General features: G+C 56.7%; 16 protein-coding genes. 14 read left to right on the top strand and 2 right to left on the bottom strand.

Features of this window, described 5'->3' with window-relative positions:
• Nucleotides 1-855: 855 nt before the first annotated feature.
• From FYJ74_RS06700 to FYJ74_RS06660, 9 genes are all read left to right on the top strand, one after another.
• Nucleotides 856-2,040, top strand: coding sequence for a MalY/PatB family protein (locus FYJ74_RS06700; RefSeq protein ID WP_154528812.1), 1,185 nt, complete (start codon nucleotides 856-858; stop codon nucleotides 2,038-2,040).
• Between the two features lie 605 nt (nucleotides 2,041-2,645).
• Nucleotides 2,646-3,137 carry a hypothetical protein gene (locus FYJ74_RS06695; protein WP_154528811.1) on the top strand — a complete coding sequence of 164 codons (492 nt, stop codon included), beginning with the start codon at nucleotides 2,646-2,648 and terminating at the stop codon, nucleotides 3,135-3,137.
• 9 nt (nucleotides 3,138-3,146) lie between these two features.
• Nucleotides 3,147-3,863 carry a sulfite exporter TauE/SafE family protein gene (locus FYJ74_RS06690; RefSeq protein ID WP_154528810.1) on the top strand — a complete coding sequence of 239 codons (717 nt, stop codon included), beginning with the start codon at nucleotides 3,147-3,149 and terminating at the stop codon, nucleotides 3,861-3,863.
• 32 nt (nucleotides 3,864-3,895) lie between these two features.
• Nucleotides 3,896-4,975 (top strand): transaldolase, encoded by a 1,080-nt coding sequence (gene tal / locus FYJ74_RS06685; RefSeq protein WP_154528809.1) that lies wholly within the window; start codon nucleotides 3,896-3,898, stop codon nucleotides 4,973-4,975.
• A gap of 30 nt (nucleotides 4,976-5,005) precedes the next feature.
• On the top strand, nucleotides 5,006-5,812 hold the full coding sequence (locus FYJ74_RS06680; RefSeq protein ID WP_154528808.1) for an LmeA family phospholipid-binding protein: 807 nt from the start codon (nucleotides 5,006-5,008) through the stop codon (nucleotides 5,810-5,812).
• 28 nt (nucleotides 5,813-5,840) lie between these two features.
• Nucleotides 5,841-8,708 carry a UPF0182 family membrane protein gene (locus FYJ74_RS06675; protein WP_154528807.1) on the top strand — a complete coding sequence of 956 codons (2,868 nt, stop codon included), beginning with the start codon at nucleotides 5,841-5,843 and terminating at the stop codon, nucleotides 8,706-8,708.
• A 974-nt stretch (nucleotides 8,709-9,682) separates the two neighbouring features.
• Nucleotides 9,683-11,611, top strand: a complete 1,929-nt coding sequence (locus FYJ74_RS06670) for an AAA family ATPase (RefSeq protein WP_154528806.1) — start codon at nucleotides 9,683-9,685, stop codon at nucleotides 11,609-11,611.
• 199 nt (nucleotides 11,612-11,810) lie between these two features.
• Nucleotides 11,811-13,034 carry an amidohydrolase gene (locus FYJ74_RS06665; RefSeq protein WP_154528805.1) on the top strand — a complete coding sequence of 408 codons (1,224 nt, stop codon included), beginning with the start codon at nucleotides 11,811-11,813 and terminating at the stop codon, nucleotides 13,032-13,034.
• 75 nt (nucleotides 13,035-13,109) lie between these two features.
• Complete coding sequence (locus FYJ74_RS06660; protein ID WP_154528804.1) at nucleotides 13,110-14,462, top strand: APC family permease; 1,353 nt, start codon at nucleotides 13,110-13,112, stop codon at nucleotides 14,460-14,462.
• A 707-nt stretch (nucleotides 14,463-15,169) separates the two neighbouring features.
• On the opposite strand, the gene FYJ74_RS06655 is transcribed toward FYJ74_RS06660, so the two are convergent.
• Both FYJ74_RS06655 and speB read right to left on the bottom strand, forming a co-directional pair.
• The gene (locus FYJ74_RS06655; protein WP_154528803.1) at nucleotides 15,170-16,633 is read right to left on the bottom strand and encodes a YjiH family protein; all 1,464 of its coding nucleotides are present in this window, start codon (nucleotides 16,631-16,633) and stop codon (nucleotides 15,170-15,172) included.
• An 18-nt stretch (nucleotides 16,634-16,651) separates the two neighbouring features.
• Nucleotides 16,652-17,605, bottom strand: a complete 954-nt coding sequence (gene speB, locus FYJ74_RS06650; RefSeq protein ID WP_154528802.1) for an agmatinase — start codon at nucleotides 17,603-17,605, stop codon at nucleotides 16,652-16,654.
• A 396-nt stretch (nucleotides 17,606-18,001) separates the two neighbouring features.
• Here speB and FYJ74_RS06645 point away from each other — a divergent pair, with 396 nt between their 5' ends.
• The 5 genes from FYJ74_RS06645 to FYJ74_RS06625 all read left to right on the top strand — a co-directional run bounded on the left by FYJ74_RS06645 (nucleotide 18,002) and on the right by FYJ74_RS06625 (nucleotide 25,638).
• Nucleotides 18,002-18,913 carry a LysR family transcriptional regulator gene (locus FYJ74_RS06645; RefSeq protein WP_154528801.1) on the top strand — a complete coding sequence of 304 codons (912 nt, stop codon included), beginning with the start codon at nucleotides 18,002-18,004 and terminating at the stop codon, nucleotides 18,911-18,913.
• A 321-nt stretch (nucleotides 18,914-19,234) separates the two neighbouring features.
• Nucleotides 19,235-19,630: a MarR family winged helix-turn-helix transcriptional regulator gene (locus tag FYJ74_RS06640; RefSeq protein WP_229769388.1), complete on the top strand. Its 396-nt coding sequence runs from the start codon at nucleotides 19,235-19,237 to the stop codon at nucleotides 19,628-19,630.
• A 194-nt stretch (nucleotides 19,631-19,824) separates the two neighbouring features.
• Nucleotides 19,825-20,997: an efflux RND transporter periplasmic adaptor subunit gene (locus FYJ74_RS06635; RefSeq protein WP_154528799.1), complete on the top strand. Its 1,173-nt coding sequence runs from the start codon at nucleotides 19,825-19,827 to the stop codon at nucleotides 20,995-20,997.
• A gap of 7 nt (nucleotides 20,998-21,004) precedes the next feature.
• Nucleotides 21,005-24,157 (top strand): efflux RND transporter permease subunit, encoded by a 3,153-nt coding sequence (locus FYJ74_RS06630; RefSeq protein ID WP_154528798.1) that lies wholly within the window; start codon nucleotides 21,005-21,007, stop codon nucleotides 24,155-24,157.
• A complete protein-coding gene (locus FYJ74_RS06625; RefSeq protein WP_154528797.1) occupies nucleotides 24,154-25,638 on the top strand; it encodes an efflux transporter outer membrane subunit in 1,485 nt (494 codons plus the stop codon). The genes FYJ74_RS06630 and FYJ74_RS06625 overlap by 4 nt, the downstream gene beginning before the upstream one ends.
• Nucleotides 25,639-25,948 lie beyond the last annotated feature (310 nt).

Raw genomic sequence — 25,948 nt, 5'->3', positions numbered from 1 at the left:
TCCCCATATACAGCAGACTCGGATCTCAATAATCAACATGTAAAAAATGCCTCAAGCTTACATTCGAACCGCCAAAGATATCGGCCCTAAACATCTCAGAATGTCACGTAGCCAAGCCCCTAAAAAGATCCAAAGCACTTGCTTCCGCACGCATCTAAGCGTGCTGCAAAATCTGGAGACAAAATTCGAGCGCTTCCTTATGATAGAATGAGAATTCAACACGCACGATGGGAAAAGCTTCCGCGGCCAAATAGTTCATATGCTAAACTATTAGAATCCTATCATCGAATCTTCCATACGTCAATATTCGTTTTAAATTTTCCTATAAAATTCCTCTTTCATGCACTTCAGTAAGGCGGTTTCTTTAGCTTTGCCGCCAGTGTCGCAAGGATCAATATACGCCAAGCAAAAGACGCGATAAAATCCGTATAATCCTGTCATATCAATGATTTAAGCAAAAAATCATGAAAAGACAGATGTCCCGCAGATGATGAATACGCGAAATCCATTCATCGCATTCGTCATAGAATACAAATTTAAAAAAACATATTGTTGAACTTTCCCAATGAGGGTGTTATTATCAAGCCACACAGTTTATGTCATTAACTATTTTCGAGAAAAACCGCTTTTAATTGACGAAATGCAACACGTTATTTCATGCATACAAATAGCCTCATCTAAAATTATATAGAACATATCTACGATCGCGTTCAGCATAGCCCAAAGAACCACAAGAAGAACATGCGAACAAAAATCACAAGAAAACTCTTTTGCAATCAATATATCTGCTTTCGGCAGTGTTTCAGTTCGTGGAATGAATACCATTTTTACCGGAAAAAGGAGCGATGACAGGAAATGTACAATTTCGACATGATAATCGATCGCCACAACACGCACAGCATCAAATGGGACAGCATTAAAGAAAACGCCTGCCCTCCTGATACGCTGGCCATGGGGACGGCGGACATGGATTTTGAAGTTTGCTCGGCTGTCGCTGAAGCCTTGGCACGTCGCGCGGCCGGCCACCGGATCTACGGTTACAGTACCAAACTCAAAGGCTGCGACGAAGCCGTCTGTGACTGGATGAAGAAACGACACGGTTGGGAGCCTCGTCCAGAATGGATCTTGAACACGCCGGGAGTGGTCTGCGCACTGAAAATGATCATTCAATGTTTTACTTGCCCGGATGACGGCATATTGATTACGCGACCTGTATATTATCCTTTCATGCGTTCCATTGAGGGAAACGGACGGCGAATCGTGAATTCTCCATTGCTGCGGGACGGATCTCATTATGATGTGGATTTTGACGACTTCGAGGAGAAGATCCGCCGTAACGGCGTCACCATGTTTCTCCTTTGCAACCCTCATAATCCGGTAGGACGAGTTTGGACAGCCGACGAACTGCGAAGAATGGGGGAAATCTGCGCGCGCCATCATGTGCTTATAGTCACCGATGAAATTCATTGTGACTTCACCTTCGCCCCTCACCGCTTTGTCCCCTTTCTGGTCGCCAATCCTCATCTCGAAAACGAGGTTGTCGTTTGCACGGCACCAAGTAAAACTTTTAATTTGCCGGGTTTGAAATATTCCAACATTTTCGTTCCTTCACGAGAGAAAAGGAAAAAACTGCTAGACCATCTTGAACGATGTGGGATCACTACCTGCAACCTGTTCGGTTATATTGCGTGTAAAGCCGCCTATACACGAGGAGCTTCATGGTTTGACGGGGTGCTGAAATATCTGAAGAGGAACTCGGACTTTTTCAGGGAGTCAATGGCTCGAGAGCTCCCCATGATGGTCGTGTCTGAATTGCAAGGCACTTATTTGGCGTGGGTCGATTTTAGTGTCTTAGGACTGTCAGACAAGCAATTATATGAGTTTATGATTTACGACGCGCATGTCCGACTTGACGATGGCATCATGTTTGGGCCAGAAGGCAGTGGCTTCCAGCGTTTCAATCTGGGATGTCCACGGAGCGTGATTGGTGAATCTGTCACCCGAATCAAAAGAGCGGCGGATGCGCGAGGACTTATTTAACTCAATGAAAAAGATATATCGTGAAATTAAGCGCTCTTGAAATGGGGAATAACGTGGAAACATCGTTAACGCGCGCCTACGGTTCCTTCATATCCTTACCTTTTCGACGTTAAGATGTATCGTCTGATTGTGGGTGCCGCCGGAAGGCGAGCTGGAGGCGTCTTCCTCACGTCGATCGGCAACCATCCTTTGCGTTTCCCGGCGACAAAGTCTTTCCCGAATTTATTAAAAAAATTTGCGCTGTGACTTGCTACACAAAGGCTATTTTAAAAGCTGAACACACTCCCCTAAAGCAGACGCACGAGGAAAGGTCGCGTGTCGATTGAGTTAGAGGAGTATTTTTTATTGGGACAGCCTGTCATGGGAAAAAACAATGAGCAGAAGCATGGAGAACCCCAAATATCCATAGAGAAAACGTGCTCTTTTCACATGCAGCGTTTGCATAACCAACTCTTTGAGCACTGCCCATTTTCCATTTCTCTTCTCATATATAAATTCCTTTACCGCGTTCCTTTTTTTCCGCTTCTTCGATGCCAAAAGCGGCGCGACAGGATATAATGGGACCGTTGCATTGCGTTTGCCTTGCGACAGGGGGAGCGATCTTCATGATTTACGATGTGACCAGAAACCTGGCGGCCGGAGAAGACCTGCCTTACGAAAACGACTGCGTGATGATCTTCCGCACGGGGCACGGCGGCGTGACCGTGAAATTCGATTCGGGCGTTTCGCGCGCCGAGGGCGCCCGCATCCTCGCCCGTCTCGCGGCGGCGCTGGCACGAGACGGCGCGGCTGAAAAGCGGGAAACTGCCGAAAACGTGCCGGAACAGCAGGATTTCAATTTCGGCGTCGTCGATCCCGACAGCGTCACCGAAGATTTGGTGCGCTGGCGCGACGGCTACGCGGCCTACAAGCTCGAAGGCGGCGGCTGGTGGTGGGTGAAATGGCGCGCTGACACGGGCGAACGTTGGGGGCTCAGCGGCCCGATGATGGGCTCGGTCGAAGTGCGCAAGGGACCGTTCGACAGTTTTGACGACACGCTGGCCAATCTGACGCTGTTCCGTTCCGAGGGCGCCGCGCCGGAGCCCCTGCAGGGCTAAGCGGCCGCAATGGACGGGGCGCATCTTCTCGCGGCGGCGGGCATCGTCTTTTTCGGCGGCGCCGTGCAGGGCGTGGCCGGATTCGGCATGGGCATGATCAGCGTGCCGGTACTGCTGCGCTTTCTGCCGCCGGCAGCGGTGACACCGCTGTCGCTGATCGCGGCGACGTTCATGAACTCTTTTTTCCTCTGGAACCTGCGGCACAGTATCCAGCTGAAACTGATCCTGCCAGTTCTGGCGGGCGCGGCGCTGGGAGTGATGCCGGGGATCTGGGCGCTGAAAACGGTGCCGGAAGGGCCGTTCAAGACAACGGCGGGGCTTTTCATCGCGCTGGCGGGCGTGTTGCTGTGGCTGGGCTGGAAATGCCCCGTGGAAAAACGGCCGCTGCAGCTGGGCGTCGGCTTTGCCTGCGGCGTGCTGAACGGCGCTCTGGCGGTCTCGGGGCCGCCGATTGCGATCTTCCTCGCCGCCGGCGACGTCAGGAAAGACGTGTTCCGCGTCTCGATCTCGGCCTTTTTCCTGATGCTGAATCTGTTCACGCTGATCGGGCTGGCGCAGCAGCGGCTGCTTGCCCCCTCGCTGTTGAAAGAGGCGCTGCTGCTCGTGCCGGCCGTGCTGGCCGGCGCGTTGGCGGGGTTAAAACTGGCACAGCGCGTGTCGGAAAAGCTCTTTCGCGTTTTCGTGATGACGATGATCGTCGTCTCGGGCCTGTCGCTGCTTCTGTGACGGCGCCAATTTCTCAAAAAGGAGCGTTCTTCATGAACGATATACTGCAAAAAACTTACGCGCTCGGACAGAGCGTCTGGTACGATTCCATCAGCCGCGGGGCGATCCGCAGCGGCGAGCTGAAAAAGCTGTTGGAAGCCGGCGTGCGCGGCGTCACCACCAATCCCGCCATCTTCCAGAAGGCGCTGGCCGGCTCCGCCGATTACGACGCCGATGTCAAAGCGCTGATCGCCGCCGGCAAAAGCGACGCGGAAATCTACGACGCGCTGACGCTGAGCGAGGTGCGCGAGGCCTGCGCGCTCTTCCGCCCGCTGTGGGACGAATCGCGCGGCGGCGACGGCTTCGTCAGCCTCGAGGTCAATCCGCTCATCGCCGGCGAGCGCGACACCACGGTGTCGGAAGCGCTGCGCCTGTGGAAGGCGCTGAACTGCCCCAACGCCATGATCAAGATCCCCGCCACGCCCGCAGGCGCCGCCGCGCTGGAAGAAGTCGTCGCCGCGGGCGTGAACGTCAACGCCACGCTGATCTTCTCGCTCGAACAGTATGAGGCTGTCGCCGAGGCGTACATCGGCGGTCTGGAGCGGCGCGCCGCCAGGGGGCTGCCGCTGGATCAGGCTTCGGTCGCTTCGGTCTTCGTCAGCCGCATCGACGCGGCGCTCGATCCCGTGCTGGCGGAAAAAGCTCCGGCGCTGGCCGGGCGCATCGCCGTCGCCAACGCCCGCGCCGTTTACGCCAGGTTCGCGGAACTGTTCTCGTCGCCGCGCTGGCAGGCGCTGGCCGCCAAGGGCGCGCGCGTGCAGCGTCCGCTCTGGGCCAGTACGGGCGTGAAGAATAAAGCCTATTCGCCCACGCTTTACGTCGATTCCCTGATCGGCAGGGACACGGTGAACACGCTGCCGCCGGCGGCTCTCGAGGCGTTCATGAAGCAGGGGACGCCCGCCGACACCGCGCGCACTCCCGGCTTCGCCGACGAACTGGCGGCGCTGCCGGCGCTCGGCGTCAAGCTGGCCGCCGTCACCGAAAAGCTGCTGGCCGACGGGCTGGCTTCGTTCGCTCAGTCCTTCCGCGACATGATGGGCATCATTGCCGCCAAGCGCGCGGCGCTGCCCTGAGCCACGACTTCCCCGAAAGGAGCCGCTCCTTTGAAATATCTGAAATCATGCCTTGCCGTGCTGCTTCTTCTCGGCGCTTCGGCCGCCTGGGGAGCGCCCGACCGCGGGCAGGAACTGTTCGGCGTGTTCCTGCGCAATCTGGCGCCGGAAAAAGCCTATTTCCAGCTCAGCTCGGCGCCGCGCGAAAACGGTTACATCCCCTGGGGCTATCTTGAATGCGTCAACGCCGACGTACGCGGCATGCGCATCCGTTCGCTGAAAATGGACTGTTTCGACGCGCAGGTGACGCCGCCGGCGCAGTGGGCGGGCATGGAGCACCCGCGCGTGGAATCCATGCTGGCCTGCCACGCCGAGGCGACCTTCACCGAGGACGACGTGAACGATTTTCTGCGCCGCCACGTTTTCGGCCACGAGAAAGAGTGGCAGAACGTGCAGGTGAAGATGAGCGACGGCCGCATCAACGCCACGGCCTATTACCGGGCCGACCTGCGCCTGATGCGCCTCAAGATCCGCCTCGACCTTTCCTGCCGCATCGTTCCCCGCGGCACGGCGCTGTGGCTCGACGACATTCAGCTCAAGGTCAACCGTCAGGACGTTTCGACGGGAATGGTCGAGAAAGCTCTGCAAAAGATCCAGCCCTTTATCGACATGAAAAAGTACAATCTGCCGCTGTACCTGAGCAAGGTCGAGTTCCGCAACGGCCAATGCTCGGTGCACAGCCGCATCCTCCCCAAGCCGCTGCCCGGCGGCCTGCGGTGGGACTATGCCGCTTCGCAGCCCGAAAAGAGCGCGGCGGAAAAGCGGGCTTCTTGGAACGGCGCGGGCGCGCGCCGCTGAAAAACATCGAGCAGGGAGGTTTAAACCCATGAACTGGAACAATCAGGACGGAAACGGCCCTTTCGGCGGCTTTCCTTTCGGCGGGTTCCCCTTCGGCACCGGAGGTTCGCAACGCCGCGAACAGCGCCCCTCTTTCCCCAAAGTATCGCTGCCCTTCAGCAGGCGCACGCTGTTTTTGCTGGCGCTGCTGCTGATCGTCGCCGTCGGGCTGCCGATGATCGCTTCGTTCCTCGCCGATTATTACTGGTACGAGGCCGAACATCTCACGTCGGTCTTCTGGACGCGGCTGCTGCCGCAGTGGGCGCTGCTGGGCGTCTTTTCGGCCGTCGCCTTCGTGATCGTCTATCCCAATCTGCGCGCGGCGCTGCGCATCGCCCGCGGCATCCCCGGCGCGAACGACGCGCTTTCGCTGATCCTGAACCACAAATGGAGCCGCTGGCTGCCGCTGGCCGTCGGGTGCTTCATGGCCGTCAGCGCCGGTTCCGACTCCATGGGGCAGTGGCAGATGATCCTGCAGTTCGCGCACGGCGGCGCTTTCGGCGTGAAGGATGCCATCTTCGGCAACGACGTGGGATTCTATGTGTTCTCGCTGCCGTTCTGGAATTTTTTGCAAAACTGGTTCACGGATCTGCTGTTCAACGTGCTGGTCGTCTGCGGCGCGCTGTACGCCTTCCGTCTTTTCAGCGGCGCGCGCCTCGGCAGCGTCGAGATTGCCCGCCCCGTGCGCGCCCATGCGTTGACGCTCGGCGCCGCGCTGACCGCGCTCTGGGGACTGTCGTATGTGCTGCAACGCTATCTGCTGCTCTATAACCCCAACGGCGTCGTCTTCGGCCCCGGCTACACCGACATCCACGCCACGCTGCTGGCGCTGTCGGCGCTGGCCGCGCTGGCTTTCGCCGCAGCCGGGCTGCTGCTTTTCGCAATCAGAAGCAACCGCAGCTGGAAATTCATCGGCATCGTCGTCGGCGTCTTCGTCGTCTGCAACGTGGCGCTGCGCGGTCTCTATCCCGAGCTGGTGCAGCGCTATATCGTCGTGCCCAACGAGTTCGAGAAGGAAAAGGAATACATCAGCAACAACATCAAGGCCACGCTCTACGCCTACGGCATGGACAAGATCGAGACCAGCGAGATCACGCCCGACGCGGGGCTGACCGTCGAAGACGCGGCGGCCGATCCGGAGACGCTGGAGAACATGCGTCTGTGGGATTACCGCGCGCTGCTGCGCAGCTACAAGCAACTCCAGGAGATCCGCAGCTATTACGATTTCTCGGCCATCGACATCGACCGCTACACCATCGGCGGCAAAATGCGCCAGGTGATGCTGGCGCCGCGCGAGCTGGACTTGAGCGGCATGCAGAACCGCACCTGGGTCAACCAGCACCTCGAGTTCACGCACGGCTACGGCATCGTCATGAACGGCGCGCGCGAAGTGGGTCAGAACGGGCAGCCCAACCTCTGGATCAAGGACCTGCCGCCGGTCAGCACCGTGGATCTGCCCGTCAGCCGGCCGCAGATCTACTTCGGCGAGAATCCGATGAGCTACGCCTTCGTCAAAACGTCGGTGAAGGAGTTCGACTATCCCATGGGCGAATCCAACGCGCGCAGCACGTACGAGGGCGACGGCGGCGTGCCCATCGGTTCGCTGTGGCGGCGTCTCGTCTACACGCTGGCGTTCGGCGACTCGAAGATCCTCTTCTCCGACGTGTTCACGCCCGAGAGCCGCGTCATCTACGAGCGCAACGTCCGCGCCCGACTCAGCCGCGCCGCGCCGTTTTTGGCCTACGATTCCGATCCCTACATCGCCGTGATCGGCGGCCGCATCGTCTGGATCGTCGACGCTTACACCACGTCGAGCCTCTATCCCTACTCGGAACCGGTCGGCCAGCGCTACCGCCGCGGACGGCTCACCGGCGGCATCAACTACATCCGCAACAGCGTCAAGTGTACCGTCGACGCCTACGACGGCCACATGAAGTTCTACGTCATCGACGAGCAGGACCCCATCATCGCCTGCTGGCGGCGCATCTTCCCCAGCCTGTTCTCGCCCGGCAGCGAGATGAGTTCCGAGCTGCGCGCCCATCTGCGCTACCCGCGCGACCTCTTCTCCGTGCAGGCCAACATTTACCGCACCTACCACATGGCCGATCCCAACACCTTCTACAACAAGGAAGACGTGTGGAACACGCTGCAGGGCGAGGCGAACGAGGGCACTCTGTCGTCGTACTACGTGATGAACAAACTGATCGGCGAGAGCAAGCCCGAGTTCCTGATGATGACGCCGTACACGCCCGTGGGGCGCGACAACATGATCTCCTGGATGGCCGGCCGCTGTGACGGCGCCAATTACGGCAAGCTCGTGCTCTACCGCTTCCCCAAGCAGACGCTGATCTACGGCCCCAATCAGATCAGCGCCCTCATCAACCAGACGCCGGAGATCAGCGCCCAGCTCTCGCTGTGGTCGCAGCGCGGCAGCGACGTGATTCTCGGCCATCTGCTCGTGGTGCCCGTCAACAACTCGCTGCTCTACGTGCGCCCGCTGTACCTCAAGGCCAGCCAGAGCGATCTGCCCGAGCTCAAGCGCGTCATCCTCTCCAGCGGCGGACACGTCGTCTGGGACGAGACGTTCGAAGGCGCGCTGGAAAAGCTGCTCAACTACCGGCCCGGCGAGCAGGACGCTTCAATCTCGCTCCCGTCCGGTCAGACTCCGCCATCGGGCTTCCAGCCCGCGCTTCCCGCTGCCGGGGACAGCGAAATCCAGGCCCTGGGGCGTCAGGCGAAAAACGCCTGGGACCGCTCCCAGCAGGCCCTGAAAAGCGCCGACTGGAACGCCTACGGCCAGGCCATGGGCGACCTGGAAAAAAGCCTCAACGCCATGTTCCCCCAAGGGATCCAGTAGCGCCGTATCTGCCGTATCAAAAAAGGGAAACGCACAACGCTCCGCCCGTCCCGATTTCGTACGAATCGGGACGGGCGGAAACATTTGCCGCGTAATCTAGACATAGAACGCAGCGCCGGCATCTCTGGATAAAATATTCATGGAATATTATAATAAAGCTACTAAAGGTAAGCATAATTACAGATTTAGAAAATCTATCCCACGAACATCTATTGATTCTTAATGGAACTCATTAACAAAGTGCGCTTAACATGCCAAGGGAGTTCTTGCTATTTCTTGATTAAAGCATTTAGTGATCCATCTCCCTTACTGTAATGCTTTTTATAGTCTGCACACGAAGATTTCTAATCGTCACACACAAACGTTCAACAACCTTCCCCAACATTGAAGAATTCTCTCCGAAAGCCTTGGCGGTGCAGTTCTTTCCAAATCTGCCCAATGGGATTCGATTCATTTGGGGAGTATAAGGGGAATATGGAGCATGGTGACTTAGGCAGGAATTTGCACTGCTTCTGGACTTATGCTAGGCGCCCGGCCACAGCAGAGCGGAAAAGGGTATTTCTCCGGCAAGCGGTTCGACCGCGCCCATCGCAGGTATATCGGTACTTTCGGATGTGATAGCAGGGAACATTGGGACGGAAAGATCTCTTTCATATACCAGCGGTATTGGGGTTTGTTGGTCAGTTTTGTCCTGAAACATCAGTTTGAATTTCCCTGATGTTGTAGATAACTCTTCCAGTTCCTGAATTCGAGCGTTAATTCTTTTAAGGCTCTGATGAACTGCGGCTGCGCGGTATGATTTTTCTCCTGCCGTGACGTTTCAGCCTGGTATAAATCTGGGACGGCTGATTTGATGGTCGGCGATATTCTGATAAACGACGGTTATTTCCAAATATGGAGACGGTCTGTCCTTTTTCAGCTTTTTCAAGATGGGGCGCCAGAAGGGCGGCTTTTTGTTCAAAGGAGGGATTGGCTTGTCAGATTATCAAGTAACGCTTTTGGGTACTCCCGGTGTTTGTCAGAACGGGGAGTTAGTCTGCTTTCCCTACCGGAAAGCAGAGGGTATCTTCTACTATCTCTGCGTAGAGAAACACGCCAGCCGCGATGAATTGGTTTCTTTCTTCTGGGGATCCTGCGGCGAGGACTCCGGCCGGAAGAATCTGCGTCAGGCTCTGTTCCAGATCCGCCGTTGTCTGGGGGAGGATGTTATTGTTCTTCAGGGACGTAATGGGCTAAAGTTGAACCAGCGGTGCGGCGTCCGGACGGACTGGGACGCGCCGGATCCGGAATTTGCTCTGTGCCAGCAGCGATTTCTGGATTTCTTCTACCTGAAAGGCTGTCCGGAATTTGAGGCTTGGGTAGAACGCAAACGGGAGCTGCAAATCTCCCGCAGTCTCTCCTATATTGGAAATCAATTGAAGAACCCCGCCATCTGCCAAGATGCTGACCGGTTGCAACAGCTGATCAGTACCTGGCAGTTTTGGAAGCCCTGGGATGAGGAAATGGTTTCCACCGGCATGAAGTGTTTTGCTCAGGCAGAAAAATACGATCTGGGACTTCAGCTGTATCAGGAGTATGTCAAGTGTCTTCGGGACGATCTGTCTGAATCTCCCTCCCATGCGGTAGAACTGTTGCACCGGACGCTGCTCCACCGGAAGAAAGTTTCCTTTCTCCGCAGGCCTCGCGCCCGTGATAATTTTTTCGGCCGTTTGGCAGAACTGCAGTACATTGACGAACGGATCTTCTGGTTTTTAAACGAGGAATCCACCGTCTCCGTTGTTATTGAAGGCGAAGTCGGCGTAGGCAAAACTGCACTGATGCGGCAGATTTTAGAGATGAACCACGGTTTCGACGTACTGCAGCTGTCTTCTCACTGTTATAGCGTGGAGAAGGAAATTTCCCTGAGCGCCTGGAGGAATCTGTTTGTTCAGCTGGAGAACCTGTGCACTGCCGAAACACTTCAATTATCCGAGCGCAGTCTTCAGTTGCTGCCGCTTCTGCTCTCCGGGCGGATCACTGAAGAAGACGGCGACGGCGCCTGGAACTCCGCTGCACTAATCAACGGCGTATTGGGGCTGTTCAAGGAGTTGGTAAGTCAACAGAAGATCATTCTGTATTTTGACAGTCTGCAGTGGATGGATTCTGTCAGTCAGCAGCTTTTGCAGCGCATTATGATCGAATTTGGCAACGATCAAGTGCTTCTTATCGCCACCTGCCGCACAGACGAGCAGAAGAACATTCGCGGGCTGTTGTTGGCCTTGCGGGAGCGGAATATCATCACAACTCTGTCTCTTTCCCCCTTCACGGAGGAAGAAACTGCCGCTGTCTTCTGTGAGGTTCTGCAGAACTCGACGGCTAATATCCCTGATGCTCATGAACTATTTCTTCGCTCAGAAGGAAATCCTCTGGTGCTGATGGAGACTCTGAATGTCATCCGCCAGGAAGGGTGGAAAAAGAACTGCCCCCTGCCCCGGCTTGACATGCTGATCCAACTGCGGCTGGACCGTCTCAATACCCAGCAGCGCCGGGTTCTAGACGCTCTGTCCATTCATTTTGAGCATGCAAATCTGGAAGACCTCGAACTTCTGACCGGTATTTCCTCTATGGAGCAGATCGAACTGCTGGACCAGTTGTTGATTGGCGGGTTCATCGTGGAGCAACCTTGGGGTGATGGTATTGTTTATAAATTCAAGCACCAGTTTTACAAAGATTATGTTTACCAAAATCTCTCCATGGGGAAACGCCGGCTATGGCACGGCGCTGTAGCAGGATTCTATGACACGCAGAAAGCTGGTGACCGTTGGTGGATTCTGCTTCCTTATACCATTCGGCACTATGAGTACGGCGGGAATCCGAAGCGGGCAGAAAATCTGCAAAAACTCCAAAATGAGCGGAAATCGTGAGTTTCCTGAACCTATCCATGACAAAGTATCGTCTCTGAATGAACAGTTCACAGGCTTTTTCACTATAAAAACCTGTGAACTGTTTTTATCATTTTCAGAAACCTGTTTCAGAAATTAACATAATTTTAACGTTCCCTGACTATACTGAAAAACAAGTTTAGCGCTAATATTCATAAATTCTCGAAAAGGAGGAAGCAAAATGACCCCTGAAGAAAGACGGATGATGGAAGTTATTGATGAAAACAGAGATAAAATTCACAAGATTGCTAAAAAGATTTGGGAATTCAAGGAAGTCGGCTGGGAAGAGTTCCAATCCTCCACTCTGTTGATGAACGCGTTGGAAAAAGAGGGTTTTGAAGTTCAGCGGGGCCTCACTGGAAAGCACCCAAAATTCAATCAGGACGTGGACATGCCCACCGCTTTCAAGGCTGTGTTTAAAGGGAAGGATGGTGGCCCCGTCATTGGTCTGATGTTAGAGTACGACGCCCTGCCTAACGGCCATGCCTGCGGTCATAACCTGATCGCCGCCGCCGGTTTTTCCGCCGCTCTGGGCCTAAAAGAGGCATTTTCCTCCATTGGATCTGTCATCGTCTATGGCACCCCCGCCGAGGAATTGGAGGGGTCTAAGCATTATATTCTGGAAGCTGGCTACATGGACGAGGTGGATCTGATGCTGGCCAATCACTATGGCTCTGACTGGAATTCTGAGGTGACCGGCAAGGCCATCGTTTGGCCTACCCATGATAACTGGCTTACCTTTAAAGGGCGCGCTGCTCACGCTTCCTCTGCGCCCGAAAAGGGCCGTAGCGCACTGGATGCAGTGATTCTGACCACTATGGGCTTGGAATTCTTGCGGGAGCACATGTTGGAAACCAATCGCATTCACTATATCATCTCCAAGGGCGGCACGGCAGCCAACTCTGTTCCCGATCTAGCCACGCTGAATGTGGAACTGCGGAGTAACGACTCCGCCGAATTGAACTCCCTGATGCGGCGGGTAGACAATATTATCAAGGGTGCCGAACTGATGACGGATACCACCGCCGTTTACAAGTGGGACGCCCCATGGTACTGCGCTACTCCCGTTCCTTCTCTGTACCATTATGCGGCGGAGTACGCTGCCGATCTGGGGATTGATTCCTCGCGCTTTGCGTTCGGTAATCTACCCAAGGCTTCCTCTGACTTGGGATGTGTGGCCTACAAGATCCCTACGGTGGAAATTACCTTCCCCATTGTGCATGACGGTGAACCTACCCCAGTGGGACATGCTGACGATACGGCTCTTCTGACCTGCAATGAGTATCCTATTGATCAGTGCATGCTGGCCGGTAAGCTGATGGCCCTGACAGGCCTGCGAGTGGCGGGCGATCCAGAGAAACTGGCGCAGCTGAAATCTGAGTTCGCTAAAAATTACCGCGAGTGATCCTATTCCAGACAGACAGAACGCCGGAACCTCCTGTCTGAAGTAAACGCTAAAATATGAAAGGAGAGACAATATATGTCGAACAGTACAAATAACTTGTCATCCACAAAAGACCTGAAACGTGTTCTTGGCTTTTGGGATCTGATGGCTGTCGGTATCGGTTCCATTATCGGTTCAGGTATCATGTCCTTGACCGGGTGGGGTATCGATGACACTGGCCGAAGCATCTGCATCGCTTTCGTCATCGGCGGTCTTATCGCTATTCTGGCCCGCTCTCCTCAGATCTTTCTGAACTCTGTGGCCCGTTATAGAGGCGGTGACTACTCTATGGTCGGTACCTTCCTGGGCCCCCGCTGGACCGGTACCTACTCTATGATTGCTTTACTGACCAGTGTCACGCTGTCCATGTATGCCCTTTCCTTCGCGGACTATGCTATGCCTTTCCTGCCTGCTTTTACCCGAAAAAGCATTGCACTGGGCATACTGACACTGCTTTTTATCACCAACACTTTCGGCATCAATGCATTTGCTAAAGTCCAGAATCTGGCCGTAATATTTTTGGTCATTTCTTTGACTATCTTCACGGCTGTCGGTCTTACCAAACTTGACGGCAACTACTTCGACCCCGCCAACTTTATGACTCATGGCTTTGTGGGCCTGTGGCAAGCATCTGTCCTCATGAGCTATACCTGTGACGGCGCCCAGTTCGTCACCCAGATGAGCGGGGAGGCCAAGAATCCCACTCGCGACATTCCTCGGGTTATGCTGTTCTCCACTTTGGGTGTTTCTGTTTTCTACGGTTTGATTGGTATTGTGGCTGCCGGTGTGCTGCCTGTCGCTGAGGTAGCTGGTAAGCCTCTAAGCGTCGTAGCTTCTGCGATTCTGTCCAAACCCCTGTACTACTTGTTTTGCATTGGCGGCGGTTGGATGGCTCTGTTGACTACCTTAAACAGCTCCATCGCTACCTGCACCAAGCCTCTGATGCAGGCCTGCAACGACGGATGGTATCCCCGCTCTCTAGCCCGTCTGCATCCCAGGTATCGGACTCCCCTGATTCTGCTGGTCTTTTATTATGTTGTCGGCTTTGTGCCCATCGCTTTCAACATTAACATTGGCGTCATCAGCAATATCACCATTGCTGTAGGCGCCATTACCAAGTCCATGATTGTGCTGTGTCTGTGGAGAATGCCCAAGGTGCTTCCGGAAGTCTGGAAAAAGTCAGATTTCCACATCAGTGACGGCGCATTGAAAACGCTATGCATCGTAGACCTGCTGGTTATTGTTGTCTCCGGTGTCACCTCATCCTTTAAGCTGCCCTTGCCTCTGTTGTTGGGTAACATGGGCATGGTCGCCTTCGCCTTTCTCTTTGGCAGTGTCCGCTACAAGAGCGGCAAGGTCAAAGTGGAAGACAGCTATGAGTTATCCTGACGTATTTTGATTCGGCGCTGCATTTCATACCCCAAAGACTGTCGGTTGCACACTCCGGCAGACGCAATGCAAGCGCCTGCCGGAATTAGTGAACGAAGGACTTTCTGGTAAAAAATGTAAAAACCATATTTCCTTCTATATGCATTTGCTTCATAAAAATCATTCAGTTCAGGTACTCGGCTTTAAGTGTCCCAAAGAAAATTTCCATCGATGAATTATTCTAGAAACAGTCTTTATCGGACATCAACGGCTGACAGTGGTATTCTTGGCTCAGGTTGTAATATGCTTGCAAAGTATATTGCGTTCTTTGGTTCTGTGGAGAACGAGTCCATTAGTGATCTTTTCGATTTTTTAAGGCTTCGCAGATCGTATTGTTCTCAAGAGAAGCCGCCATATCCGTGCTGATCCTGTCCCCTAACCCAGCTCGTCGCAAAAATCAATGACGGGCGCTATATCATCCCTCTATTTCTGTCGTTTCATAAAACCTTCAAAAGACTTTCTGCGGTAGATTTTATTCTGCTGCAGAAGGTCTTTTGTTTTATAAGATATACAATTCAAATGCAGCAGAAGATAAAAGGAGCATAGGATCTCGAGTGAGGATGAAGCGTCCGCAAGGACCGGCGCCGCCGGAAAGTTTCTTGAACTTTTCCGGCGGCGCCGTTTGTTGCCGATGATCCGCTCTTCCGTAAAACGTGCTGCGCCCCGGATCAGAACATCAGGTGCATGAACGCCGCCGTGATGGGGATGGCGATGAAGGTGCGCTCGAAGAAGCAGATTACGAGATCGCTCAGCTTGAGAGGCAGTTTGGAAGCCAGCATAACCACGATGGTCTCCGAGAAGAAGATAATCTGGCAGATGGAGACCGTGGTGACCATATAGCGCGCCTTGATGGAGAGCTCGCTCACCTTGTCTGCGATGAGCATGACGGGCAGGAACATCTCGGCGATGCCCACGGGCAGCGAAGGCGCGATGGCTTCGGCGTCGGGGACGGCGCACAGCTTGAGAACGGGAACGAAGATTTTGCCGATCCACTGGAACACCGGCGTGTAGGTGGCGACGATCAGCCCGAGGATGCCCACTCCGGCCAAAAGCGTCAGGACCTTGGGGTATACTGTCATGGCGTCGAGGACGCTGTCCCTGATTTCCGGCAAAAGTTTTCCGGCCGTATAGGCTTTTTTCTCGGCGCGTTCGAAGCCTTTGACGAGCAGGTTGCCCGTGCCGCGCTGGGCCAGGATCTCCTCCTCGGTCTGGGCGCGCCCGTCGACGTAAACGCCGCGTTTGTTCCGCAGCGGCGGCAGGCGGCAGATGACGGCGCTGATCATCAGCGTGATGACCAGCGAGCAGAAATAGACGCGCAGAAAGTAGTCGCCCAGCCCGGCGGTTTTGATGACCATGTAGGCGAACCCCACGCTCACGGCGGAAAATCCGGTGGCGATCAGGTCGGCCTCTTTCTCTGTGTACAGTCCTTTGCGGTACTGCCGGTTGGTGATGAGCACGCCCACCGACGAGGAACTGACGAAGGAGGCGATGCAGTTCACCGCGGCGTATCCGGGCACTTTGAACAGGGGGCGCATCAAAGGCTCCATGAGCGTCCCCACCATGTCCACCAGACCGTAGTTCAGCAGGAACGGCAGAAACACGCAGCTCACCGGAATGATCCACGCCACGCCGACGACGATGGCGGGCACGGCGGTCCCGCCGGTGGCGGAGCTGACGATGAACTGAGGCCCCGCGAAGCCGGGGATCGTGGCGTCCATCGTATAGATCAGCGTAAAGACGCCGCCCATCAGATAAAACACGGGATAAATAAAGGATTCGCCGCCGTAATACCTGCGCAGCCGCGAGCCTTCGGGCGCGAAGAACTTGCCGTAAACGCTGAGGATACCGTTGAGCGCGATAATGATCGTGATGCCCCAGAGTCCCGCGTTGCCCAAGGCGTTGATGAAGTAGTTGTAGATATGGCCGAAGGGCACGTCACTCTTGCCGTTGACGGTGATGTTGACGAAGAAGACGAAAATGGCGACCGCCGAAAAAAGAACGGCTTTCAGCGCGCCGACCGCTTTGCTCCGCAAGGAAAGTTCCAGCCGGTCCACCAGCAAGATGTCGTTGAGGTTCAGCGACGCGCGTTCTTCCGCGGAGAGTTTGTCGTAGAGGATCTTGTCAGAGTTCATGGATTCCTCCCTCCCGACTTATTTGCCTTCTTTCCGATTTTTCTGAAGCGCGAGGATGGAGAGGAACTCGAACACGATGTTGGCCGCCAGGTAGGCTGTGATCTCGCCGTGATCGTAGGCGGGAAGCACCTCGACGATGTCGAAGCCCGCGAAGTTGACCGTCGTCAGCGCCCGCATCAGCGTCAGGGCTTCCAGCGACGTGAACCCGCCCACTTCCGGCGTCCCCGTCCCCGGTGCGTAAGCGGGATCGACGAAGTCGATGTCGAAAGTGAGAAACGTGGGCTTGTCGCCGACGCGTTCCTTGATAGCGTCGATCAGCGCGTCCAGTCCCATCTCGCGGATCTTGTGGGCGGGAATCAGCTTCATGCCCAGATCGGCGGCCATCCTGTGCTCGTTGGGATCGTAAAGCGAACCGCGCATGCCGACCTGGATGCAGCGCGAAGGCTCGATCAGCCCTTCTTCAAGAGCGCGGCGGAAGGGCGTGCCGTGGTTGTACTTTTCACCGAAAACTTCGTCGCAAAGGTCCGAATGCGAGTCGAAATGGATCAGTCCTACGGGGCCGTATTTCTTGGCGACGGCGCGAAGCTCGGCCAGCGTGATGGAGTGATCGCCTCCGAGCACGATCGGCAGAGCGCCGTCGTTCAGGATCCCGGCGACTCCCGCCTCGATCGCAGCGTAAGAAGGATGGATGTAGCCGGGCACGATGGGGAAATCCCCCAGATCGCCGCCGGTCAGAGAATCCATGATGTTCACTTGCTGTATCACATTGTTGGGCTTCATCATGCAGGAGATGTTGCGGATCGCCGAAGGACCGAAGCGGGAGCCCGAGCGGAAGGAGCTGGCGGTGTCGAAAGGCGCGCCGGCGACGGCGAAGTCAAGTCCCTTGGCGTTCTGGACGCGGGCCATGCGCATAAAAGTTCCCATGTTGCAGAAACGAGGCGAAGAGAGCGCGCTTGCAGGCTGATTGGACATCAAATATTCCCCCTATGATTTTTTTGGATGAATTTCATTGACGCTCAGAGTACCGGTCTCTCTGCGCCTTGACGATATCACGGGGCTTTGTTTTTGTACTTATACTGAAAAAATAATGACCTATATCATTCACGACTCTTAAAAACATTTACAAAACAATATTTATAGATCTGCTTCATATTATCGAAAAAGGATGCGCCTCGATAGACAAAGTGACGAACGATTTATCCTGAAAATATTATAAATTATCAGGTAATTCATATGTCCCTTTCTTCTTATAAAATGATAAACTGTTTTTATGAGAGAAAAAAATCGTTTCCGCATGACAGGTCTCCATGAAAGAAAACGTGTTCACCGACGGTGTGACGCAGCCCAAACGCAAAAGGAGGTGACAGAATGAACTTGAAACAGCTGGAATACGTGATTGAAATCAGCAAGTGCGGTTCCATCAACAAGGCCGCCCAAAACCTCTACGTGGCGCAGCCGTCGCTAAGCACCGCTATCAAGCAGCTGGAACAGGAACTGAATTTCAACGTCTTTCGGCGCAAAAACTCCGGCATAGAGCTCACCTCCGAAGGCAAAATGCTGCTGTTGTCGGCCAAACTCATCATCTCCGAGGCAGAGCGCATCCGACGCATTCCCCTTCTTTTCGACAGCCAGAAGAATCTCTCCATCTGCGGCACGTGGTCGTCGCTGCTCATGTGCAGCTTCATGCAGTTTCGCAACGAATTCCCCGAAGCCTCTCTGCAGGACAACATCAAAGAGACCGGCATCCGCCAGGCCATTCGCGACGTGATGGACCAGACCTATCGCCTCTCCATCGTCTCCTGCCTCGACAGCCGCCGCAACCTCTATCACTTGGAAATGCAGAAGTATCATATCAAGATGACGCCTCTGGCCGTCAATGTGCCTCCCGTAGCCGTCGTTTCCATGAACCATTACCTGAGCCGTTTCCGCGCCGTCACCACCGCTCAGCTCAAGACCTGCCCTATCGTCGCTTACGACACCTTCAACAGCGATGACTGGCTCGGCGCTTTCGGACTGGACAGCAGCTGCGAGATACTCAACATCTTCGACCGCGGCGCCCTGCAGGACGCCATCCGCCATAACTACGTCGCCATCCTGCCCATGGATCCCGATCTGGAACAGAGCATCCCCAACATCGTCATGCGCCGCATCTCCGACGGCCCCATGTCCAGCGTTTACATGCTGCACCAGATCTCCTATCCGTTGAACCCGCGCGAGAAAAAATTCATCGCCCGCTTTCAGGCCCGCTTGGACTCCATCTACGGCAGCCGGGCACGGTAGGAACCCTCTCGACGGAGAACAAAAACGCCGCCCCTCCCGGTTTCGCGCGAAATCGAGAGGGGCGGATCGTTTACTCTTGCCGATAAGCGTTTGGATTGCCTGCGGCAACTTCGTCCGCGCAGATCGTTCCGCATCAGACGATCCATGTGCAAAACTTGGCGGCAAAAAGAGTTTTTTAGTGTGCGGAACATGTCCTCCCGAGACGCAGGATAGAAAGTTGACATAGGCGTATAGTGGCTATATACTTTTACCATGATGGACATGAAATTAAAAAACAAGTCAAGACCCAGTTATGCTTTTCTGCGGATTGTGAGCAAAACCATGGATATCGACAAGAAAGCCCGATATTTCAGGACCGATCAGCCCCTCTATGAAGCCGAGATCCACATGCTGAAGGCAATTAAGGAAAACGAGGGGATCCATGTCACGGGGCTGGCCGATATACTGGGCGTCACCAAGGGCGCCGTTTCCCAGACTCTGATGAAGTTGCAGCGCAAAGGGATGGTCGTCAAGGAAACGGACCCCGCCAATCTGTCGCGGCTGACACTCAAATTGACGCCGAAAGGAGAGACGGCTTACCTGAGTCACGAAGAGCTCCATCGGAAATACGAGAAAGTGTTCAGCGATATCCTTGCGGATTATTCGGAGGCGAACAAAGCTTTTTTGTGGAGCTTTTTCAGCATGCTCGAGGAAAAACTTGACAAGTTTATGGAATGAAGAAGCGGAAGTTTCCGAATTTCGAAAAGCTTTCCGGAGAACGGGAAGGAATTTTTTTAGGTAAAGAGTATAGCTGCTATACTCTTTCGCCCCATTTTTAAAGAGACTTTTTCGGCAGGCAAAGCTTTGTCCCGTCTCGCGATCGAAGTCGGCCTCGAAACGCCGAAAGACTCTGAAGGAAGGAGTAAGTTCAGATGAGCAGTACAAGGAAATCATATCTGTGCGCGGCGCGGCCCTCTTGTCTGCAGGGGCGGAGGGCGACGCGGCTTTCCCTTTTCGCCGTCCTGTTTGTCCATATCGTTTCGGCAAACCTGCCTGCGGCGAAAGCGGCTCCGTCTCCGAACCGCCCCGTCCCTGTGGAGCTCTTCGTAGCGAAGGAAAAAGACATGACGCTGACCCAAGAATATATCGGGCACGTGGAAGCTGTTCAGGCGGTCGAACTTCGTCCGCAGGTGTCGGCCGTCATCGAAAAGGTCGAATTCCTGGAAGGCAGCGAAGTGAAAGAGGGACAACTGCTTTTCAGTTTGGATCGGAAATCTTTCTCCGCGGCGGCGGAACTGCGCAGGGCGGAACTCGCTCAGGCCCAGGCCGACAGGGACAGAGCGCAGCGCCTCCTCAAACGCATGGAGGCTGCCGATAAACGCTCGGTCACGGCGTCGGCCCTTGACGACGCTCGCTGCGCCGTGCTCGACGCCCGGGCCAAAGTACGGAGGGCGACGGCGGCCCTGAGCATGGCCGAGATCGACCTGGAACGAACGAAAATCTGTTCGCCGATCGACGGCCGCATCGGGGCGGCTCTGGTCACCCGCGGCAATTACGTGACTTCGGCCACCCCGCTCGCACGGGTGGTGCAGACCGACCCTATACGCGTCTCATTCGCTCTGTCCGATCGCGAGTATCTCGCCGGCCGGGCGTTTTTCGCCGGCGGCGCGAAGGGCGCCGGTACATTCTCGGTTCGCGCCGTCCTGCCTGGCGGCGCGGAGCTCTCCGGCCAGGGGCGTCCGGATTTTATCGATAATCGCATGAATCCCGGAACAGGGGCCATCCTCGCGCGCTGCCGCTTCGACAATCCGGACGGATTGTTGGTGCCGGGAGAAGTGGTGACGCTCCGGGTGCTCCGTTCTGCGGGACCGGTCCTGATTGTGCCGCAAGAAACGGTCGTTTCCGACCGGCAGGGCGATTTCGTCTGGTTCGTCGACGACGGCGGGATCGTCTCTCGCCGTTCCGTCGTCGTCGGTCAGACCGCGGACGGGCTTGCCGAGATCGTCGAAGGTCTGGCGCCCGGCGACCGCATCGTGCGCCGGGGGATGCAGCGCGTGCGGCACGGCAGCGCCGTAACGGCAACAGCGCCCGCTGAGGAACGGTGACGGCGTCATGATCTCGAAGTTCTTCATCGATCGTCCGCGTTTCGCTGTCGTTCTTTCTCTTCTCATGTCCGTCGTCGGAGTGCTGGCGCTCTTTCTGCTTCCCATCGCCCAGTACCCCGAGATCGTGCCGCCGACGATACGCGTCTCGACCGTTTATCCCGGTGCGTCGGCTCAGGTCGTGTCCGACACGGTAGGAGCGCCGCTGGAAAAAGCCGTCAACGGCGTCGAAGGCATGATGTATCTGTCGTCGTCGGCTTCGGATTCCGGAGCGTACGTCATGAGCGTGACTTTCGAGCTCGGCACCGATCCGGATATGGCGCTGGTCCGGGTGCAGAATCGAATGCAGCTCGCCTTGCCTCAGTTGCCCGCCGAAGTAGTCGCCCGCGGACTCTCGGCGTTGCCGGTATTCATGTCGCCCATCGCTCAGCTGAGTTTGGTCTCTCCCGGCGGGACCCACGACCTGCTGGCGTTGAACGATTACATGAAAAACAACGTCAAAGACGCCATCGACCGCATCGACGGCGTGGGAGACTCGTTCCTCATCGGTTCGGGGCGAAGTCTCAGAGTCTGGCTGGATCCGGAGCGCATCGCCAACCTGGGGCTTTCCGTCGACGACATGGTGGCGGCGATACGGAGCCAGAACCGGCAGGCGGCTATCGGAGCCGTGGGGATGGCCCCGGGCAACGAAGGGACTCCGATAGCTTATTCTCTCGAAACGAAAGGACGTCTGAACGACACGGAGGATTTTAGAAACGTGATCGTGCGCACGGGGGCCGACGGCAGTCGCGTCACTCTCGGCCAAATCGCCCGCGTCGAGATCGGAGCCGAGAGTTACGGCTTCGAAGGGTTTGTCAACGGGGCGCCCTCGTCCAGCCTGAAGATCAGCCAGTCGCCGGGCTCCAACGCCTTGGAGGTCATGGCGGCGATCAGGGCTCAGATAGCCCGTCTGGAGCAGGATTTCCCGAACGACATGGAAATGGCGATCGTCTACGACGCGACGGCTTTCGTCAGAGCGTCTTTCGTGGAGATCCTCGCGACGCTGGGGCTCACCTGTCTGCTGGTTGTCGTCGTGTGTTACCTGTTCCTGCAGAGCTGGAGAACGACTCTGGTGCCCGTGGCGGCTATCCCTGTATCCCTGCTGTTCGCGCTCGCCGGGCTGCTCGCCCTGGGATACAGTCTCAACATCCTGACGCTGTTCGGGTTCATCCTGGTGATCGGCACGGTGGTGGACGACGCCATTCTCGTGGTGGAGCGGGTGCAGTTCGTCATGGAACGGGACGGTGCCGACGCCCGCTCGGCAACGCTCCGCGCCATGAAGGACATCACCGCGCCTATGGTCGCCACGACGCTGGTGTTCCTGGCGATCTTCGTCCCCGTGGCTTTCATGAAGGGGATGACCGGCATCATCTACCGGCAGTTTGCGGTCACCATCGCCCTCGCCGTTTTGTCTTCACTGGTCGTCGCGCTGACGCTCAGCCCCGTGATGTGCGCGTCCCTGCTTTCCACCGCTGCGCCGGCGGCGAAAGGTCCGCTCGCATGGTTCAACCGTCTGCTGGAACGGGCCCGTTCCAGCTATGTAAAGGGATCGTTATGGATCGCCCGCCGTTCCGTCGTGACGCTGCTGCTGTTTCTTCTGATCGGCGGCGCGGGATGGTTCATGCAGAGGAAGACCCCCACGTCGTTTCTGCCCGACGAAGATCAGGGCTGCGCTTTTCTCGTCGCCCATCTGCCCGAAGGGGCTACCAGGAGCCGGGCGGTCCCTTTGATCGAAAAGCTGTGCCGCCGGGTAGAAGACGTGCCGGGAGTCGAATGGGTCCTGGGCTTTCCCGGCAACAACTTCATCGGCGGATTCGGAGCTGACGAGAGCGTGGGCTCTGTCTGGGTGACTCTCAAAGACTGGTCGGAACGCTACGCGCGCGAGGGGCAGGATCTGGACTCCGTCATGGCGAAACTTCGCGGCATCGCTGCTTCGGTCGCGGAAGCGCGGGTGATGGTGTTCACGCTGCCGCCCGTTCTCGGCGTCAGTCTGAGCGGGGGGATCGACTTCCGTCTCCAGTCGCGCCGAGGATTCGATCCCGCCGAACTGCATCGGGTGCTCTTGGATTTTCAGGGACGTCTCGCCCGATGTCCGGAGGTGCTGTTCAGTTACAGCCCTTACACCGCCGACGTGCCTCATGTGCGTCTCAACGTCGACCGCGCCAAGGCGGAAGACCTGAACGTGCCGATCTCGTCGGTTTTTTCGACGCTTCAGTGCTATTTCGGCACTTACTACGTGAACGACGTCAATCTCGGGAACCAGACCAACAAGGTCCTTCTGGGAGCGGACGCGCCGTTTCGGCAGGACGTCGACGGGATGGCGCAGATCCATGTCCGCGCCAGGACCGGACGGCAGGTGCCCTTGAGCGCTCTGGCGACGACGGAAAAAAGCTTGGGGCCGAGTGAAGTGGACCGCTACAACCTCTATCCCGCAGCCGCCGTTACCGTAAGGCTCAAGCCTGACGTCAGCACCGGGCGGGGAATGGATCTCCTTGAAGAGCTGGCAAAAGAACTGCCCGAAGGCTATGGCTACGAGTGGTCCGGCATGAGCTTTCAGGAAAAGCGCACCGGCGAATCCGGCGAACTGAGCCGCGTGCTGTTGCTGGCGCTGCTCTTCAGCTATCTTTTCCTGGTGGCTCAATACGAGAGTTGGACGCTGCCCCTGTCGGTGCTCCTGTCGCTGGCGACGGCTTTTGGCGGCGCTCTGGCCGGAGTGTGGATCATGAAGGTGTCGCTGAGCGTCTACGCCCAGCTGGGGATTCTTCTGCTTGTGGGACTGGCCTCGAAGAACGCCATCCTCATCGTCGAGTTCGCCAAAGCGCTGCGGGAACGGAACGGACTGTCGATCCTCGACGCGGCCTCGCAGGCCGCCCATGAACGATATCGCGCCGTGCTGATGACGGGGCTGACCTGTGTGTTCGGCATCCTGCCCATGCTTTTTGCCGCAGGCGCCTCGTCGGCCAGCCGAAGGGCGGTCGGCAGCGTCATGGTGTTCGGGATGGCGATCGCCACGGCATTGGGAGTTTTCCTGATCCCCGGGCTGTTCGTCCTGTTTGAAAGGCTTGCGAAACGGCGGCGCTCCCGCCGCCGCGCCGAAGAAGACGAGGTGAGACCGACGCTATGAACGGCAAAAAATTCGCGCTTGCCGCGCTGGCGATAACGGCGCTGACGGCACTGTTTTGTCCGCAGGGACGCGCCGCGCGGAAGACGGAAAAGGCAAATGAAGGCGGCTGGCTGCATCTGGCGGAACGATATCCTTTGACGGCTTCTTCGGCAAACGGAGAGCGGCTTTCCGCATCGATTCTGGCCAGATGGTGGGACGCGCTGGACGATGAGCTTCTGCCGGAACTGATCGTTCGCGCCCTGAAGCATAATAAGGACATGGACGCCGCTCTGGCGCGGGTCTACGAAGCGCGGGCAGCGCTGGGCATTGCCGAGGCCGGTCTCTCGCCGGCCGTCAGCCTGGGCGGAAAAACCCATAGAAGCCGGATTTCCGACAACGCGGGAGGAACGGGAGAACGCAGCGGACACCGTTTGGGGTTCGACGCTTCGTGGGAGATCGACCTGTTCGGCCGGCTGCGCCGGGGCGCTTCGGCGCGACGCGCCGACCTGGAAGCCGAGGTCGCCGGGCTGCAGAACGTCTGGGTCTCGGTCGCCGCCGAGGTGGCGCTGAACTATGCCGATTATCGTTCGCTCCAAGCCAGGATCGACGTAATGGAACGGAACGTCCTGCGTCAGGAGGACATGCTTCGTCTCGTCGCCTCGCGCCGGGCAGCCGGCCTGAGCGACGAACTGGCGGAACAGCAGGCGCGGTACGGCCTGGAGTCGGCCCGGGCCGGTATTCCGCCGCTGAGGTCGGCTCTGGAAGCGAAGAGCAACGCCCTTTCCATTTTGATCGGAGAGATCCCCGGTTCTCTGAACGACGCGCTGGCTTCCCCTGCTCCGGTCCCCCGAGCGAAAGACGTTCTTGTGACGGGGATCCCCGCCGAGACGCTGCGCCAACGCCCGGATATCCGCATGGCCGAGCGCCGTCTGGCCGCGCAGACGGCGCGGAAAAAAGGGGCCGCCGCCGAGCTTGCCCCTCAACTGCGCCTGTCGGGTTCCGTCGGTTTCGAATCACTGAATTCAGGAAACCTTTTCTCGCCCCGGTCGCAGGGATTTTCGATCGGCCCCCTGATCCTCAGCTGGCCGCTCTTCAACGCGGGCGCCCTGCGCCGCAACGTCCGAGCGCAGGGCGCGCGTGAAAAGGCGCTGCTGGCCGCCTATGAAAAGACCGTGCTGAAGGCTGCCGCCGAAGTACGCGACGCCCTTGCGGCTTACGGTCAGGAAAATCTGCGCCGGCAGTCCCTGGAAGCCGGGCGTTCGGCGGCCCGGCGCACGCTTGAACTTGCCGAAGACCGCTATCGTCACGGACTGTCCGATTTCAGCGACGTGCTGGGGGCCCAGGGCGCGCTCCTGTCTCTGGAGGACGGCCTGGCGGCGAACGCCGGCAGCATGACCGGCGCTCTGATCAGGCTTTACAAGGCCCTCGGAGGAGGCTGGGCGCCTTTGTCCCCGGAAGGAAGACTTCAACCGATCTCCGGCGCCGTCAAGCGCGGACGGTAGCTTTTTCGCGCTTGCGAAGCGCAAACTTCATTTCGCGCGTTTCTCATACGGCGATATTTGTGGACCGCGGCAGCTCCCTTGACCGCAGTCCCTGTCCATGCCGAAAAACGTGTCCTCCTGTCGACGAAAGCCGTCAGACGACGCTCGGCCCGTTCCGGTTTGGCGCGAAACCGGAACGGGCCGAATGTCTATTTCTTTTACATCATGTAAGTTGACTCATTGCAATGACTTGGTTTGCGAAAAATGTTCCACGTGGAACATTCCAATCGGGCGTTGGGAATGAAATGTGCCGACGCCGTTCCAATTCCGC

It is taken from the genome of Pyramidobacter porci (genome assembly GCF_009695745.1).
Classification (GTDB): domain Bacteria; phylum Synergistota; class Synergistia; order Synergistales; family Dethiosulfovibrionaceae; genus Pyramidobacter; species Pyramidobacter porci.
The sequence above is the reverse complement of the archived record's forward strand: the minus strand, read 5'-3'. Positions and strand labels throughout refer to the sequence as shown.

Coding starts and splice junctions, on each gene's coding strand:
- FYJ74_RS06700 (WP_154528812.1), top strand. CDS start 856: ATGTACAATTTCGACATGATAATCGATCGCCACAACACGCACAGCATC.
- FYJ74_RS06695 (WP_154528811.1), top strand. CDS start 2,646: ATGATTTACGATGTGACCAGAAACCTGGCGGCCGGAGAAGACCTGCCT.
- FYJ74_RS06690 (WP_154528810.1), top strand. CDS start 3,147: ATGGACGGGGCGCATCTTCTCGCGGCGGCGGGCATCGTCTTTTTCGGC.
- tal (WP_154528809.1), top strand. CDS start 3,896: ATGAACGATATACTGCAAAAAACTTACGCGCTCGGACAGAGCGTCTGG.
- FYJ74_RS06675 (WP_154528807.1), top strand. CDS start 5,841: ATGAACTGGAACAATCAGGACGGAAACGGCCCTTTCGGCGGCTTTCCT.
- FYJ74_RS06665 (WP_154528805.1), top strand. CDS start 11,811: ATGACCCCTGAAGAAAGACGGATGATGGAAGTTATTGATGAAAACAGA.
- FYJ74_RS06660 (WP_154528804.1), top strand. CDS start 13,110: ATGTCGAACAGTACAAATAACTTGTCATCCACAAAAGACCTGAAACGT.
- FYJ74_RS06655 (WP_154528803.1), bottom strand. CDS start 16,633: ATGAACTCTGACAAGATCCTCTACGACAAACTCTCCGCGGAAGAACGC.
- speB (WP_154528802.1), bottom strand. CDS start 17,605: ATGTCCAATCAGCCTGCAAGCGCGCTCTCTTCGCCTCGTTTCTGCAAC.
- FYJ74_RS06645 (WP_154528801.1), top strand. CDS start 18,002: ATGAACTTGAAACAGCTGGAATACGTGATTGAAATCAGCAAGTGCGGT.
- FYJ74_RS06640 (WP_229769388.1), top strand. CDS start 19,235: ATGGATATCGACAAGAAAGCCCGATATTTCAGGACCGATCAGCCCCTC.
- FYJ74_RS06635 (WP_154528799.1), top strand. CDS start 19,825: ATGAGCAGTACAAGGAAATCATATCTGTGCGCGGCGCGGCCCTCTTGT.
- FYJ74_RS06630 (WP_154528798.1), top strand. CDS start 21,005: ATGATCTCGAAGTTCTTCATCGATCGTCCGCGTTTCGCTGTCGTTCTT.
- FYJ74_RS06625 (WP_154528797.1), top strand. CDS start 24,154: ATGAACGGCAAAAAATTCGCGCTTGCCGCGCTGGCGATAACGGCGCTG.